Source organism: Bacillus sp. ABA4_010 (genome assembly GCF_056159105.1).
The window spans coordinates 401,820-416,964 of record NZ_JBSWUN010000003.1 but is presented as its reverse complement, the minus strand read 5'-3'; the positions used below and the strand labels follow the sequence as shown (position 1 = coordinate 416,964).

Genomic DNA, 15,145 nt, shown 5'->3' with positions numbered 1-15,145 from the left:
TGCCAATAAATAAGCACCTTTTAATTCCGGTATTTTTTGAAAAGCAAGTGTATAATCTTCCCCATTGAAATCAAAATGAAGAGTTCCATGTTCTTGCTCCACAACCGTTTTTAATGCGCTTTGAGGAAACGTAAGCGTACTACCTTTACTCACTGTAAACGGAGTTACTTTATCCTGTTGAAGCAAGAAAAAGTGACCGTGTAAACCATCTTGCGTAAGTTGGGCATCTTGGGATTTGACCGTGGAATTAAATCTCTTTAAAAACCCTTCTTCATCTCCAATAAATGTATACATCAAACTTTGGGCAACTTCATACATCGTGAAAACTTCACGCTCTAAGCGATTCTCGATAATCGTAATGGTTGTCGTGCGGGACTTATCATACGAAATAAGGCTTAAAAACCCAACCGAAGCAACAAGAACCGTTAAAATACTGACAAGGAGTCTCGTTTGTAAGCTAAGTTTTGACTCTTTATGCAAGCGTTTCTCTTTAGGAGCTTTTTCACTGTTTACTGGGGATGTAACGTCCACCATCTCTTTTTGAGGAAAAAATCTTTTATTAAAGGATGTCATTTTCTCCATACGAAAAGGCTTCCGGTTTAAAATGAGTTTTTTTAATGAAGCGAGTTTTTTCTTTATTTTGTTTAACTGTAAGTTCACGATGAAAATCCCCCTTTTCTTTACACAAGTAAAGTATGACAGAGAATTGTAAAGCACGTGTAAAAAATAACATAATTTTTAGTTAAAAAGCTCTATTTTTGTCTAAAAATGTATTAAATTCACTTAAATCAAACTAATTTTTGTATCTTTCCGCTTATTTTTTTTCCAAAATATCCAGCCAGATGCGACTAAAGTTAGAAGAAAACAATATGTAAACATTCTTGTCGCATCGACCATCCATATTCCAAATACAATCGGACCGAGCGCTACGCCGATAAATCGAATCGCTCCGTATAAAGATACGACAAAGCCTCTCTCCTCGTCTGCAACGGCGGATGTAATAATTGTATTGGCGCATGGCAGAACAAAGCCGAGCCCACCAAATCCAATTGTCGCCCATAGCATTATAAAGGCTAATGTTTGCCGAAACATTAACATGACAAAGCATATTATCATAAACAAAAGGCCAATAGATAGCAGTTTCCCAACAAAATCCTCATCATTTTTAATTCGTTTTCCCGTCCAATATGATGAAATGGTCATAGCTCCGAGCGGAAAAGCAAAGGCCGTTCCTTTAAAAAAACCGTCAATATGATAGGTCTCTTCAATCAAAAAGGAAAGGTAGTATAATGTTCCAAACAATAAAAACAAACCGGTCCCTCCAATAAAAAACAGCGGCATTAACCGTTCTCCTTCCCGCCCAAACACTTCCCACGTTTTTTTCATGTATGTATGCATTGACGTCGTTTCACTTGCCGTTTGATCTTTTCCTACATAACGAATCATACCGTATAAAATAAACAGAGCCATAATTGGATAGATGTAAAAAGCGCTGTACCATGCAAAAAGAGCCGCTGTTGCTCCCATGATAGGAGCTGCCACTTTCCCAATTCCATTATAAACCTCAATAATACCAAGCACTTTTCCTCGTTCGTTCTGAGAAAACAAATCACCTGCAAGAGCCATTGCTAACGGAGTGGTACCCGCCGCTCCCATTCCTTGAATAATTCTTCCTGTGAGTAACAAATAAAACCCCAATTGATGATTAACGACATAGCCACTTGCAACAGCGATAACGCTCCCTACTATTAATAACAACATGGACACAATGATAAATCGCTTCCGTCCATACCAATCCGACAAAATACCAATAAGCGGAATAAAAAAAGCTGCAGGAATGGAAAAGCTGCTTAAAACAAGCCCTGTCTGAAACTCCGTCAATGTAAGCTTATGCTGAATAGTCGGCAAGATGGGCAGAAGCATGGAATTACCTAGAACCATGATAAACGGTAACATCCCTAACGTCATGACTATATATCGATCCTTCACTCTTCTTCTCTCCCATCTTCTTCATATTTTAAATGGACAAGCATACATATGTAGTAGCCGCTCTTTATTCGTTCCTTGAACGTCCACGGTCGTCTGTGGAATGGAAAAATAGACAACATCATCTTTTTATATTGTGAGGGAAATTATGAAAAAATTAAGCTTCTTAATGGTCGTTCTCTTTTTAATTTATATTGTGCAATACGATATTCGTCATGGCACTCTTCTTCCTAACAAATCAGTCTCGGTAAGTACACAAGCTGTTCCAACTTCTTTATCCAATAAATCACAGTCCGCTATTCCTTACGTATATGTTAAAGTAAAAGCAGGAGATACGGTTTTATCCATTGTGGAACAAGTTATGAAAGGTCCGCTGCCGGTCCCCTTAGACAAAGTCATCACAGACTTTGAATTGCTAAATGAAGGAATACGTCCTGAAAAGATTCAAATCGGCAAAAAATATAAATTTCCTGCGTACAATAAAGAGTAGGACGATATACAGCACCATATCTCTTGTCAATAATTTGTGATCATTGGTACAATAGGGGAGCACTTATTTTTCTACTAGTTATTTTCTCTTTAAAACGTTATTCTATTTATGAATGAGTCTTTTCCATTGAGTTGGATCTTATTTAAAGGAGAGATTACCACGTGAGTGAAATCATACATCGTACCAAAACCCGTTCCGTTAAAGTAGGCAATTTAACCATCGGGGGAAATAACGAACTAGTCATTCAAAGTATGACAACAACGAAAACACACGATGTGGAAGCAACTGTTGCAGAAATTAAGCGGCTGGAAGAAGCGGGCTGTCAAGTTGTCCGAGTAGCTGTACCGGATGAACGCGCAGCTAACGCCATTGCGGACATCAAAAAACAGATTAATATTCCCCTTGTCGCTGATATCCACTTCGACTATAAGCTAGCATTAAAAGCGATTGAAGGTGGAATTGATAAAATTCGCATCAATCCTGGAAACATCGGGCGCCGCGAAAAGGTAGAAGCCGTTGTCAATGCAGCAAAGGAACGCGGTATTCCGATTCGCATCGGAGTTAATGCCGGTTCACTAGAAAAACGGATATTAGAGAAATACGGATATCCAACAGCTGATGGAATGGTGGAAAGCGCCCTTCATCACATCAAAATTTTAGAAGACCTTGACTTCCATGATATTATCGTGTCGATGAAAGCATCTGATGTTAACTTGGCCATTGAAGCATATGAGAAGGCAGCTAAAGCTTTTGATTATCCGCTTCATCTTGGTATTACAGAGTCTGGAACACTTTTCTCCGGCACAATTAAAAGCGCAGCAGGACTTGGATCTATTTTATCCAAAGGAATTGGCAGTACATTGCGTGTCTCTTTAAGTGCAGACCCGGTAGAAGAAGTAAAAGTAGCACGCGAGCTTTTAAAAATATTCGGATTATCTTCGAATGCCGCTACTCTTATTTCTTGCCCTACTTGTGGACGCATTGAGATTGATTTAATTAGTATCGCTAATGAAGTAGAAGAATACATCTCTACAATTAAGGCACCAATTAAAGTAGCTGTACTTGGCTGCGCGGTTAATGGTCCTGGAGAAGCTCGTGAAGCGGATATCGGGATTGCCGGAGCACGTAAAGAAGGACTATTGTTCCGTAAAGGAGAAATTGTACGTAAAATTCCTGAAGAAACAATGGTTGAAGAACTGAAAAAAGAAATTGATAAAATTGCTGAAGAGTATTATGCCAAACAAGCACTTGAGCAACAATCGTAATTTCAGATAAAACAACGGACACGGGTTTCCCGTGTCCGTTGTTTATTGTGTAGAGCGAAAAGCTTACCTTAAAAGAAAGGCAAAATGAAAGTTCCAATCACAAGTGATGCAACCCCAATACCAATTGCCCATGCTCCCATTGTATATGCTCCTCTTCTGCGTGCGATAAACCCTAAAATTACTCCAGCAGCTCCCAGTAATACAGGGAGAAAAAACAGAGACAAAATGGATAAAATTAACGCTAAACGACCATATCCTTTGCCTTCGTTTCCTTCTTCTCTTCCTGTATCAAAACTGTTTCTCTCTGCATAGTTTTCTCGTGCAGAAATTGGAACAGCTACTTCAGCTGCTGTTTCTTCCATAAAATCCGACTCATATACTTCATTATGTTCTCTTTTATGGTAGTCTTTTTCCATTGCTTATCCCTCGCTTTCTTAGTCGTGTTCCCAAGAACAGCATTCGCTGCAAGGCATTGCCGCAGCATCAAACATTTGTCCATAAGAACGCGTTAAGCTCAACTATCACTCGTCAATGGGCTGGACGAAGTGAAGTTCTTACTTAATGAGGAGCATTTATAGTGTATGAAAAAGACGGACAATTATAGTTGTTAATGTTTTCTTGACCCTTTCACAAAACAAGTATGTTGATGAAAAGATTGTAAGTCATTGACCATTCTTATGGTACACTACATATAGCACCATCGTAAGAAGGAGTTGGCACAAGTGCAAAGAAAATTTGGTATTGATATTGATGGAACTGTAACCTGCCCAACGACATTTATTCCGTATTTAAATAAATCGTTTGGACTGAATTTAACATTAGATGACATTAAAGAGTATGATCTTGTACCTGCAGTAAAAGTAACCGAACAAGAATTGGCCCAATGGTTTACAGAACACGAAGGAACCATTTACGCCAACGCTCCGTTAGCTCCCAATGCTCGACAAGTGTTAAATGAATGGAAACAAGTGCATGAGCTTATTTACATTAGTGCACGCCATAAGCATTTATTGGATATTACAACAGATTGGTTTACATCCAATGATGTTCATTTCCACCATATTGACTTAGTGGGGTCTCATGACAAAATTGAAACAGCGAAGCAGCATGGCATTGATTTATTTTTTGAAGACAAACATGACAATGCATGCGATTTAAGCGAAGAGTGCGACATTCCGGTTATCTTATTTGATACACCTTATAACCGCTTGCCTGTTCCTAAAAACGTCATTCGTGTCTACAATTGGCTTGAAGCAAAACAATGGGTAGACCATTGGTTCAATCATCAAGATCAATAAAAAAAAAGCGGGAGCTCCCGCTTTTTTTTATTGGCATTCGACACATTTTCCATACACTTCAAATTTATGGCCCGTCACATCAAAACCTTCTAAATCCCCTGATAAATGCTTCATTGGACATGTATCAATTTTTTTTGTTTTGCCGCAATCTAAACAAATAAAATGATGGTGATGATGAGAAGCGGCGCATGTAAAACGAAAATGCTTCTCGCCTGACAGCTCCGTCATTTCAAAAATGCCCAATTCCACAAATAAGGATAAATTTCGGTAGATGGTATCAAAGCTCAATCCTGGATAATCTTTTTTCATATGCTCCAACACATCTTTTGCTGTTAAATATTTGTTGGATTTTACGAAGAGGTTGAGCATTTCTTCCCGCTTCCCTGTATGTTTATAACCTTTTTTCTTTAGCAGGCCGATTGCCTCGCTCATGTTCATTCCTTATCTCCCCTTTGTCCCTTATTAAGAAGAATCGCACCAATTAAAATTAGCACTGCAATAATGACAATAATTCCTCCAGGCGCCAAATCTAAGTAATAAGATAAAAACAATCCACCAATAACCGACAGTTCACCAAATAAAACAGATAAAAAAATGGTTTGCTTAAAACCGGTCGCTAAACGAATACTTGCTGCTACAGGTAACGTCATCAATGATGATACTAATAAAATGCCGACAATTCGCATTGATGCGGCGATAACGAGTGCGACCATGACAATAAATAAAAAATGAATCCATTTCGCTTTTACTCCTGAAGCTGATGCATGCTCTTCATCAAAAGACAAAATAAACAATTCTTTATAAAATAAAACGACAAGTGTCACGACCAAAACAGCAATAAAAGCAATCGTCCATAAATCAGATCGACTGACTGCACTTACACTTCCGAACAAATAATTGAATAAATCCGTGTTAAAACCATCTGCCAAAGAAATAAAAATAACGCCAATTCCAATTCCCCCGGATAAAATAATAGGAACAGCTAATTCTTGGTAGTGCTTATATACTGCACGAAGCTTTTCAATAAAGAGAGAACCCATCACCGAAAAAGCCATGCCTAAATATAAAGGATTGAGTCCCTGAAACAGGCCAAATTTCTTTTCAAGTAACAAACTTGCTGAAATTCCAGCAAGTGTGACATGGCTCAAAGCATCCGCAATGAGAGATAAACGTCGGACAACAATGAACACACCTAAAAGAGGGGCTAAAAAACCGATTAAAATCCCCGTCAAAAAAGCATTTTGCAAAAATTCAAACTGAAACATACTTGCAATCATACAGGCTGACCTCCACGGTGATGGTCATGACTTAACTTATGAACATGGTGTCCGTAAAACATTGATAAATCATGTTCACAGAGATGATTGAACTCTTCCGTTTCCCCATGGAAATGAAGGTGTTTATTTAAACACGCTACATGGGTAACTTTTTCTGTAATTGTTCCCGTATCATGTGTCACGAGCAATAAAGTAATACCATGTTCCTTATGCAAAGACTCTAATAATGAATAAAAGTTTTCAACGTTTTGGGCATCTACTCCGACTGTAGGCTCATCCAAAATTAAAAGCTGTGGCTCGCTTACAAGGGCGCGAGCAATGAACACACGCTGCTGTTGTCCACCTGACAGCTCTCCAATATTTCGTTGAGCGAATGCACTCATTCCGACCGCTTCTAAAGCTGCCATAATTTTATCGCGATGCTCCTGCTTCATGAATCGAAATAGACCAATTTTGGACGTTAAACCTGTTGCCACTACTTCAAACACCGTAGCTGGAAAACCCGTATTAAAGCTGTTTGCCTTTTGAGACACAAAGCCAATTTGATTCCATTCTTTAAATTTCTGAATGTCTTGACCAAACAACTTAATCGTGCCTCGCGTCGGTTTTTCTAATCCTAAAATGCATTTAATAAGCGTCGATTTCCCAGAACCATTCGGCCCAACTAATCCAAGAAATGCTCCTTTCGGAACGGTCAAGTTGATGTCCTCTAATACCGTTTGACGATCATATTGAAAAAAGAGATGTTCAATCTCAATCATTTTTTGTTCTTGTTCCATCATTCCCACCAAATTTCTTTTAAGAATCGTTACGATTTAACCATTATAGTAGTATACCCTATTAAAATAAGGTTTGTAAACAGACGAAAAACACTCACTAACCACCAAAAGAAAGCCGAAATATTTGCCACTCCTTTATGTAAAAAGGCTATTTTATATAAAGGAGCAACAAGCTGACTATATGAGAATCCAGCAGACATATGTCTCGTTAACAAAATGGACTGTTTAGTGAATGGCTGATTTAAACTTAGCCCCTTTTGTTTCTTGCGTATTCATGATAGTAATAAATGCATTCGAATCAATTTCATGAACAATGGATTTTAATTTGGTCACTTCCAGTCGAGTTACGACCGCATAAATAACCTCTTTTTCCTTATCCGTATAACCGCCTTTTCCTTTAAGCTTCGTTGTTCCGCGTCCAAGTCGGCTTAAAATGGCGTCAGATACTTCTTCATAATGGTCAGATACAATGATGACAGCTTTTGTTTCATCAAGCCCTTGAATGACCGTATCAATCGTTTTAAACGCGATATAGTAAGCCATAACAGAATACATCGCTTGTTCAGGTCCAAAAACGAAAGCTGCCCATCCGAAAATAAAGATATTAATGAACATGACAAACTCCCCCACCGAAAACGGGAGTCTTTTAGTAAGCAAAATTCCTAATATTTCCGTTCCATCCAACGAACCGCCATGGCGAATAACAAGCCCTACACCTACGCCTAATACAAGTCCTCCAAAGATAGCTGCTAAAATAGGCTGTGTAGTGAACGCTTCTACATCATGAAGCACCGTTTCAATGACCGCTAAACAGACGACGCCAAAAATTGACGAGTACATAAAGGTTTTCCCAATATGCTTATATCCGGAATACATGAATGGCAGATTTAAAATGATGACTAATGTCGCAAAATTAATGAAAGCGAACGAGCTCGGCACAATATAATCTAAAATGAGGGAAATACCAATGATGCCTCCGTCAATAATGTTGTTAGGAATAAGGAAAAGCTCAATGGCAACAGCAGCTAATCCCGCCCCTAAAATAATCATCATCAATCGATACAATAAATGAAGGAGACTTTCTTTTCGGTGTTCTTTTTTTATTTTAATCGCTTTTGACATCTAGTTCCTCCCCATATCTCTTTACGAAATTAATGTTCTCAATCCATAACCAACACGCTTCTCCCTCTGTTCCATACATTATTATTTCTAGATCTCTTATCGCCCTTTAAAAGGGACAAAGATAAATATGGAGGGAATACTATGAAAATTTTTGAACAAATTGTCAATCATAAGATTAACAATTTAACCGTCAAAGAACTACTGAAATATAGCAAAGAGTACAAAATTTCGTTAACAGGCGAACAAGCAGCACAGCTCATTTCCATCCTGAAAGAAAAAACAGTCAACATTTATAACACAGCCGAACGACAAGAGTTAATTCGAAAAATTGCCCGTGTCACAAATGTGCAAACAGCGAAAAAGGTACAACAATTACTTCAAGAGCTCATGAAATAACCTTATTGTTCGCCAGATTCCTTCGCAAGTCTCGCAACCTTTCCACATATCATCACAATAGGCTCCTCCAAAAGGAGGAACCTATTGTGACGATGGAAATGAAAGTAGCTTGACCTTTTTTACTGTTCCATCAACTTTTGCTGAAGTAACGGATCAAATGTTTGAGAACGAAGCATTTCAATTTCTAATTGGTATGGAGGCTTTTTCTTATTTTTGTCCTCCCCTACATACGGTGTCTCCAAAATTTTCGGAATGTGGGACAAGGATGGGTGATGGACGATGTAATTTAAAGCGTCAAATCCAACATACCCAAATCCGATATTTTCATGACGGTCTTTTTGCGCGCCCATCTGATTTTTACTGTCATTAATATGAAGTACTTTCATACGATCAATCCCGACCACTTTGTCAAATTCATTTAATACACCATCAAAGTCATAAACGAGATCGTAACCAGCATCATGAACGTGGCATGTATCAAAGCAAACTGAGAGCTTTTCATTATGTGTCACTCCGTCAATAATTTTGGCTAACTCTTCAAAATTCCGCCCGCATTCCGACCCTTTTCCAGCCATCGTTTCTAGCGCAATCTGTACATTTTGTTCTCGGACAAGTACTTCATTTAATCCTTCAATAATTCGTTTAATGCCAACCTCTGCTCCCGCTCCTACATGCGCACCTGGATGAAGCACAATTTGCTTAGCTCCAATGGCGGCTGTTCGTTCAATTTCCAAACGTAAAAAATCGACGCCAAGTTCGAAAGTCGCTGGATTGGTCGTATTGGCAAGATTAATAATATAAGGAGCATGAACGACAATTTCATCAATTCCATGTTCCTTCATATGCTTTTGCCCAGCTTCGATGTTTAAATCTTCGATACTTTTCCTTCTCGTATTTTGAGGGGCACCCGTATAAATCATAAACGTATTCGCCCCATAAGAGACAGCCTCTTCACTTGCGGCCAAAAGCATTTTTTTCCCGCTCATTGATACATGAGAACCAATTTTCAACATAGTACACCTCTGTCTTTTCAACATTTATGCGTTCTATCTTACCATACCTTTTTTTCAACCAGCCAAAAAGGTGCTCATCTTCCTAACTCGAATGAACACCTTTTATCTGCTTTATTTTTTCTTTGCACGTCTTTGTTTTTTCGCGAATTTTTGAATTTCATCCTGACGCTTCTTTTTATAGCCAGGCTTTACTTGTTTTGGTTTTTGGATGAACTTTCGAGCCTGTACTTCAACTTCATCCGTCTTCTTTTGTCGCTTTTTCCGACGGTTTCGATCTTCAATATCGACCCAGTTGTCGCCTTGAAGATCTTTGTTTACAAACTCAATCCCCATTTTTTCCAATTTAACAATCGCATCTTCATCGCTAAGCTCATAAATCGTCGCCGCAATTCCAGAGTATCCTGCACGAGCCGTACGTCCAACACGGTGAATGTAAAAGTCTAAATCAGAAGGAATCTCGTAGTTAATAACATGGCTAATTCCTTCAATATCAATACCTCTCGCCGCTAGATCTGTGGCCACGACATATTGATATTCTAACTCTTTAATTTGCTTCATCATTTTTTTGCGTTCACGCGGCGGTAAATCTCCATGAATTCGTCCAACACGTAACCCTTTAGCCATTAAAGCATCGGCCACTTCATCTGCCATCTTTTTTGTATTTGTAAAGACAATCGCCAAATAAGGATTGTACGACAGTAACATGTCATGCAGAAGCTTTGCTTTACTGCGGTGGCGAAGCGGAACAAGGACATGTTCAATTTTAGCTGCTGTCGCTTGTTTCGGAGCAACGTGTGTATATTTAGGGTTTTGCAAATACTTCTTCAAAAATGGCTTTAGTTTTTCCGGAATAGTTGCAGAAAAAACGAGAATTTGAAGATTTTCTGGCATTGCTCCGGCAATTCGGTCAACATCCTCCAGAAATCCCATATCAAGCATAAGGTCTGCTTCGTCTACTACAATCGTCGTAGCCGCATGAACGGATAATGCTTGCTCTTTCGCTAAATCATGAATTCTTCCAGGTGTTCCGACTACAATATGAGGTTGGCGTTTTAATTTCTCAATCGCCTTTTGTTTATCCGTTCCGCCTACAAGGCATTTAGCTGTAATTTCTTGGCCTGGTTCACAAAACTTCGTAATTTTTAACACTTCATGGTAAATCTGATTAGCTAACTCCCTTGTTGGTGCTGTAATGACTGCCTGTACTTCTTCTTTTTGCGGATCAATTTTTTGGATAAGTGGCAGCAAATACGCATGGGTTTTCCCGGTACCAGTTTGAGACTGCCCAATTGCGCTCTCTCCTCGTAAAAGGGAAGGAATTAACCGTTCCTGGATTTCAGTTGGTTGATAAAATCCTAATTCTTTAACAGCTTCTATAATAAATGGTTGAAAATCAAAACGATCAAATTTTGTTTTATTCATTGTTTTCTCCTTTATTCCTATTTATTACCTTGACCCGACCAAAACATAAGCACAATATATCATTATAATCGATTTTTCAATTCATGACTACTCATTCTCTATGCAGAAGCAAAACTTCTGTCTTCTCTTCTACATAACGTGCAAAACTATACGACTGAAATGGGGGATTGCTCTAAAAACAAAGCTCCTTTATAGAGGTAACCGCATATAGTATAAAGGAAACTTCTTATAAAACTCTGCTCAAAATTTTCACTACGCTGAACTTACTTATCCTTTCATGATACGGCACGTTAACAAAACTACTTGTATAAAGGAGGTGTATTCCTTTGCTGCCAAGACGTCCTTTTCCCCCTATGCCCCCAAGAAATATTTCAACGCAGCCCGTTTTTCAAAACCAGCAAATGATGAACCGCCCAACAGGAGGCCTTCTTTCACGGCTGTTCGGAGGAAGGAATCAAGCCGTTTCCGCCGCATCCAACACCACTCAAACGAATTCTATATTAACTAATATCCAACAGGCTACAAACCCAGCTTCCATCAGCTCAATGATGACAAATGTCCAAAAAGCTTTAAAGGTAGCAGAATCTGTTGGACCTATGGTGCAGCAATACGGACCTATGGTCAAGAATGTCCCTGCTATGCTTAAAATTTACAAAGCGTTAACAAGTGATACAGATACCGCAGACGAAACAACCGCGCAAACCGAAGAGGATCAAAAAACTAGTTTAAAGTCAGAAGACATTCGTGACCCGGAAACCGACTTTCTCGAGCCGACTCCAAGTGGTGCTTCCAAACCGAAACTCTATATTTAATTTTTCTACACCCTTCTGCTTCATCCATCTAGATAGATTGACCTTTGAGAGGAAACTCAAGTTGTCGAGATTCATAATTAAGATCCTTCTCAATTGAATGCAGATGTGTCGAATGATTAAGTAAACGATATAAGAAAAGCACGTAAAATGGTCGAGAAGCAGTACAGTTCAAGGGTGCTTCTCGACAATTCTGCTATGTCTCTTATATAATAGGAGGAGTCATGATTCCTATTTAGAAGGAGGATTCAAAATGGAAGTGATCAAAATTGCTCCTCGAGGGTATTGTTACGGCGTGGTAGATGCAATGGTTATTGCCCGAAATGCCGCTTTAGATAAATCGTTACCAAGACCCATTTATATTCTTGGCATGATTGTGCATAACAAACATATAACAGATGCATTTGAAGAAGAAGGAATTATTACATTAGACGGAGCGAACCGTCTTGAAATTTTGGAACAAATTGATCAAGGAACGGTCATTTTTACAGCGCACGGTGTTTCTCCAGAAGTCAAACAGCGCGCGAAAGAAAAAGGACTTGTTACCATTGATGCGACATGCCCAGATGTAACAAAAACGCATGATTTAATTCGCGCTAAGCAAGCCGAAGGATATGAAATCATCTACATCGGCAAAAAAGGACATCCTGAACCAGAGGGCGCTGTTGGCGTAGCACCTGACATCGTCCACTTAGTGGAAAATCCTCAAGATGTAGAAGCATTGAGGATTAAAAGCGAAAAAATCATCGTCACGAACCAAACGACAATGAGCCAGTGGGATGTTTTAGACATTATGGAAAAAGTCCAAGAGAAATATCCACATGTGGAAGTACACAAAGAAATTTGCTTAGCTACACAAGTGCGACAAGAAGCAGTCGCAGAACAAGCAAAAGAAGCAGACGTAACCATTGTCGTCGGTGACCCAAAAAGTAATAACTCTAATCGCCTTGCCCAAGTATCCCAAGAAATTGCCAACACAGAGGCTTATCGTATCGGGGATATTACCGAGCTGAACATCGATTGGATTAAAGGCGCTAAGAAAGTTGCCGTTACAGCTGGAGCTTCAACGCCGACTCCAATTACAAAAGAGGTTATCACATTTTTAGAACAGTTCGATCCAAATGATTCATCCACATGGAAATTAGAAAGAACCGTTCCACTTTCAAGAATTTTACCAAAAGTAAAAGCACCGAAATTATAAAAAATAATTAGATCAAAAAAGACAGATGCCGTTGCAACCTATGGAATCTGTCTTTTTTCTGTTTCTCATTCATTTTTCAATCTAATATCCGTTAAACGATAGTGAAAGGATTGGTGTCAATTTCCGACGGAATAATTTCACAATCAAATTTACTTTCGGTACACAGATTGGATAAAATACGGGTTACCCCATTAATCATAACTTTCTCGACATGATGTCCGGGGTCCACAACATTTAGTCCCATCATCATCGCATCATGAGCGACATGGAAATACAAATCACCCGTCACATAGACATCGGCCCCTTTATACTTGGCGTTTGAGATGTATTTATTCCCATCTCCGCCGAGCACAGCTACTTTGCGAATCTTGTCTTCAAGATTCCCTGTCACTCTTACCGCTTTGACATCAAAAGACGTTTTCACATGTTCCGCAAATTCCTTCAACGTCATTTCATGTTCCAGCTTCCCAATTCTGCCTAATCCATAAGTCATTCCTTGATTTTCTAAAAGATACACATCATACGCTACTTCTTCGTAAGGGTGGCTCTTTAGCAACGCTTGAATGACCTTGCACTCTAACTCTTCTGGGAAAACCGTTTCAATTTTAACTTCCTGAACGTTCTCGAGCTTGCCTTTTTGACCGATGAAAGGATCGGTTCCTTCCCGAGGCAAAAATGTACCTGTCCCTGATGTATTGAACGTGCAGTCACTGTAATTTCCGATATGACCCGCTCCAGCCTGGCAAATGGCAGCACGTACGTTTTCTGCATGTTCCACTGGTACGAAAACTGCCAGCTTTTTCAACTTCACATGTCCAGTCGGTATAAGTACGTCTGTATCCGTTAACTTCAACGCTTCCGCCAATAAATCATTCACGCCTCCTACCGCAATATCTAAGTTAGTGTGAGCCGCGTATATCGCAATATCGTGTTTAATACATTTTTCAAATAAACGCCCAGGCATTTGATCTGTAATAATTTGCTTAAGCGGACGGAAAATCGGCGGATGATGGGCAATAATTAAATCCACTTCTTTGGAGATTGCTTCATCAATTACTTCTTCTAAAACATCTAATGTAATCATCACTTTATGGATTGGTTTGTTTAATGTTCCAACTTGAAGGCCAATTTTATCGCCTTCCATCGCTAATTTTTTAGGGGCGAACGATTCAAATAGCTGAATCACCTCATGGCCATTTGGCAGTTTACTCACCTGTAAGCACCTCCTGAATAATCGCAACAGATTGCTGAAGCTCTCCTTTTCTCATTTTATTTTCAGGCGTTTCTTCTGCTTGCTCAAGTTGAGCAATTACTTTTTCCCAATGTTTTTGTTCATGTGCCCATTTTTTGATGAACGCTTCATTTTTCTCGTTCATTAAAATCGGTCCAAGCAATAAGCCTGCTTCTTTTCGGTCACCGTACGGCTTTAAAGAATCCCCCTTTTCAGCGGCGATAATTTCATAAATCCGTCCGTCTTCTTCTAAAATTTTTTCTTCTTTAATTTCCCATGAATGCTCTATGAGCCATTCGCGTAATGTTTTCGCACCAATATTAGGCTGTAGCACGAGGCGCTGAACACCTTCTAGCTTGCTTTTTCCCTCTTCTAAAATGCTGCGGATTAAGGTCCCTCCCATTCCTGCAATAGTAATGCAGTCCACTTCATTGGCAGAAATGACTTCAAGCCCGTTCCCTTTACGGACCTCAATCACTTGTTCCAACCCTGATTTTCTTACTTGCTGAACAGCAGATTGAAACGGACCTTCTGTAATTTCACCCGCAATAGCTCGTTGAATAAATCCATTTAAATAGGCATAACACGGTAAATATGCATGATCAGATCCGATATCCGCAATCACCGAATTGGCTGGAATAAGCTTTACAACTTCCTCTAAACGCTTTGATAATTGTAATTCGTTCATATTTTCACCTTTTACTATGTATTCGTCTCTTTTTATATGCGTGGTCACAATTTGCTGAGTCAGCTCTGAAGCTGCTCAAAAACACGTCGACATCACTTCACTTATAGACGTTCTCCTTAATCATAAATTGTTCCTCCAACACATGCAAGCGAACTTCTCTTCCTGTCT

General features: G+C 39.2%; 16 protein-coding genes. 6 read left to right on the top strand and 10 right to left on the bottom strand.

The features are described 5' to 3' along the window. Window positions 1-783 precede the first annotated feature (783 nt). The gene (locus tag ACXAEO_RS03250) at window positions 784-1,989 is read right to left on the bottom strand and encodes an MFS transporter (protein WP_474877937.1); all 1,206 of its coding nucleotides are present in this window, start codon (window positions 1,987-1,989) and stop codon (window positions 784-786) included. Between the two features lie 145 nt (window positions 1,990-2,134). On the opposite strand from ACXAEO_RS03250, the gene ACXAEO_RS03245 reads away from it, so the two are divergent. Continuing rightward, window positions 2,135-2,476 (top strand): hypothetical protein, encoded by a 342-nt coding sequence (locus ACXAEO_RS03245; RefSeq protein ID WP_474877935.1) that lies wholly within the window; start codon window positions 2,135-2,137, stop codon window positions 2,474-2,476. Window positions 2,477-2,646: 170 nt separating this feature from the next. Then, entirely contained in the window at window positions 2,647-3,741 is a 1,095-nt protein-coding gene (gene ispG / locus ACXAEO_RS03240) for a flavodoxin-dependent (E)-4-hydroxy-3-methylbut-2-enyl-diphosphate synthase (RefSeq protein ID WP_474883936.1), read from the top strand. A gap of 68 nt (window positions 3,742-3,809) precedes the next feature. Here the strand turns inward: ispG and ACXAEO_RS03235 are convergent, their stop codons facing one another. Beyond that, window positions 3,810-4,157 carry a DUF4190 domain-containing protein gene (locus ACXAEO_RS03235; protein WP_474877933.1) on the bottom strand — a complete coding sequence of 116 codons (348 nt, stop codon included), beginning with the start codon at window positions 4,155-4,157 and terminating at the stop codon, window positions 3,810-3,812. A 306-nt stretch (window positions 4,158-4,463) separates the two neighbouring features. Between ACXAEO_RS03235 and ACXAEO_RS03230 the strand changes: the two genes are divergently transcribed. After that, a complete protein-coding gene (locus tag ACXAEO_RS03230; protein ID WP_474877931.1) occupies window positions 4,464-5,039 on the top strand; it encodes a hypothetical protein in 576 nt (191 codons plus the stop codon). Window positions 5,040-5,066: 27 nt separating this feature from the next. On the opposite strand, the gene ACXAEO_RS03225 is transcribed toward ACXAEO_RS03230, so the two are convergent. The 4 genes from ACXAEO_RS03225 to ACXAEO_RS03210 all read right to left on the bottom strand — a co-directional run bounded on the left by ACXAEO_RS03225 (window position 5,067) and on the right by ACXAEO_RS03210 (window position 8,217). Further along, window positions 5,067-5,477, bottom strand: coding sequence for a Fur family transcriptional regulator (locus ACXAEO_RS03225; protein WP_474877927.1), 411 nt, complete (start codon window positions 5,475-5,477; stop codon window positions 5,067-5,069). Beyond that, window positions 5,474-6,316 (bottom strand): metal ABC transporter permease, encoded by an 843-nt coding sequence (locus tag ACXAEO_RS03220; protein WP_474877924.1) that lies wholly within the window; start codon window positions 6,314-6,316, stop codon window positions 5,474-5,476. The genes ACXAEO_RS03225 and ACXAEO_RS03220 overlap by 4 nt, the downstream gene beginning before the upstream one ends. After that, window positions 6,313-7,095 (bottom strand): metal ABC transporter ATP-binding protein, encoded by a 783-nt coding sequence (locus tag ACXAEO_RS03215; RefSeq protein WP_474877920.1) that lies wholly within the window; start codon window positions 7,093-7,095, stop codon window positions 6,313-6,315. Before ACXAEO_RS03215 ends, ACXAEO_RS03220 begins: the two co-directional genes overlap by 4 nt. Window positions 7,096-7,320: 225 nt before the next feature. Beyond that, on the bottom strand, window positions 7,321-8,217 hold the full coding sequence (locus ACXAEO_RS03210) for a YitT family protein (protein WP_474877916.1): 897 nt from the start codon (window positions 8,215-8,217) through the stop codon (window positions 7,321-7,323). Between the two features lie 141 nt (window positions 8,218-8,358). On the opposite strand from ACXAEO_RS03210, the gene ACXAEO_RS03205 reads away from it, so the two are divergent. Further along, complete coding sequence (locus ACXAEO_RS03205; protein ID WP_474877912.1) at window positions 8,359-8,613, top strand: DUF2624 domain-containing protein; 255 nt, start codon at window positions 8,359-8,361, stop codon at window positions 8,611-8,613. A 119-nt stretch (window positions 8,614-8,732) separates the two neighbouring features. On the opposite strand, the gene ACXAEO_RS03200 is transcribed toward ACXAEO_RS03205, so the two are convergent. Further along, window positions 8,733-9,626 (bottom strand): deoxyribonuclease IV, encoded by an 894-nt coding sequence (locus ACXAEO_RS03200; protein ID WP_474877907.1) that lies wholly within the window; start codon window positions 9,624-9,626, stop codon window positions 8,733-8,735. 111 nt (window positions 9,627-9,737) lie between these two features. Beyond that, window positions 9,738-11,048: a DEAD/DEAH box helicase gene (locus ACXAEO_RS03195; RefSeq protein ID WP_474877905.1), complete on the bottom strand. Its 1,311-nt coding sequence runs from the start codon at window positions 11,046-11,048 to the stop codon at window positions 9,738-9,740. 326 nt (window positions 11,049-11,374) lie between these two features. On the opposite strand from ACXAEO_RS03195, the gene vrrA reads away from it, so the two are divergent. Together vrrA and ACXAEO_RS03185 are read left to right on the top strand one after the other, a co-directional pair. Further along, window positions 11,375-11,860: a VrrA/YqfQ family protein gene (gene vrrA, locus ACXAEO_RS03190; RefSeq protein WP_474877902.1), complete on the top strand. Its 486-nt coding sequence runs from the start codon at window positions 11,375-11,377 to the stop codon at window positions 11,858-11,860. Window positions 11,861-12,110: 250 nt separating this feature from the next. Beyond that, window positions 12,111-13,058, top strand: a complete 948-nt coding sequence (locus ACXAEO_RS03185) for a 4-hydroxy-3-methylbut-2-enyl diphosphate reductase (protein ID WP_474877898.1) — start codon at window positions 12,111-12,113, stop codon at window positions 13,056-13,058. Window positions 13,059-13,149: 91 nt separating this feature from the next. On the opposite strand, the gene ACXAEO_RS03180 is transcribed toward ACXAEO_RS03185, so the two are convergent. Beyond that, window positions 13,150-14,271, bottom strand: a complete 1,122-nt coding sequence (locus ACXAEO_RS03180) for a Nif3-like dinuclear metal center hexameric protein (protein WP_474877895.1) — start codon at window positions 14,269-14,271, stop codon at window positions 13,150-13,152. Next, complete coding sequence (locus ACXAEO_RS03175) at window positions 14,264-14,977, bottom strand: tRNA (adenine(22)-N(1))-methyltransferase (RefSeq protein ID WP_474877891.1); 714 nt, start codon at window positions 14,975-14,977, stop codon at window positions 14,264-14,266. Before ACXAEO_RS03175 ends, ACXAEO_RS03180 begins: the two co-directional genes overlap by 8 nt. Between the last annotated feature and the right edge of the window lie 168 nt (window positions 14,978-15,145).

Coding starts and splice junctions, on each gene's coding strand:
- ACXAEO_RS03210 (WP_474877916.1), bottom strand. CDS start 8,217: ATGTCAAAAGCGATTAAAATAAAAAAAGAACACCGAAAAGAAAGTCTC.
- ACXAEO_RS03205 (WP_474877912.1), top strand. CDS start 8,359: ATGAAAATTTTTGAACAAATTGTCAATCATAAGATTAACAATTTAACC.
- ACXAEO_RS03215 (WP_474877920.1), bottom strand. CDS start 7,095: ATGGAACAAGAACAAAAAATGATTGAGATTGAACATCTCTTTTTTCAA.
- ACXAEO_RS03185 (WP_474877898.1), top strand. CDS start 12,111: ATGGAAGTGATCAAAATTGCTCCTCGAGGGTATTGTTACGGCGTGGTA.
- ACXAEO_RS03245 (WP_474877935.1), top strand. CDS start 2,135: ATGAAAAAATTAAGCTTCTTAATGGTCGTTCTCTTTTTAATTTATATT.
- ACXAEO_RS03175 (WP_474877891.1), bottom strand. CDS start 14,977: ATGAACGAATTACAATTATCAAAGCGTTTAGAGGAAGTTGTAAAGCTT.
- ACXAEO_RS03225 (WP_474877927.1), bottom strand. CDS start 5,477: ATGAACATGAGCGAGGCAATCGGCCTGCTAAAGAAAAAAGGTTATAAA.
- ACXAEO_RS03195 (WP_474877905.1), bottom strand. CDS start 11,048: ATGAATAAAACAAAATTTGATCGTTTTGATTTTCAACCATTTATTATA.
- ACXAEO_RS03235 (WP_474877933.1), bottom strand. CDS start 4,157: ATGGAAAAAGACTACCATAAAAGAGAACATAATGAAGTATATGAGTCG.
- ACXAEO_RS03200 (WP_474877907.1), bottom strand. CDS start 9,626: ATGTTGAAAATTGGTTCTCATGTATCAATGAGCGGGAAAAAAATGCTT.
- ACXAEO_RS03220 (WP_474877924.1), bottom strand. CDS start 6,316: ATGATTGCAAGTATGTTTCAGTTTGAATTTTTGCAAAATGCTTTTTTG.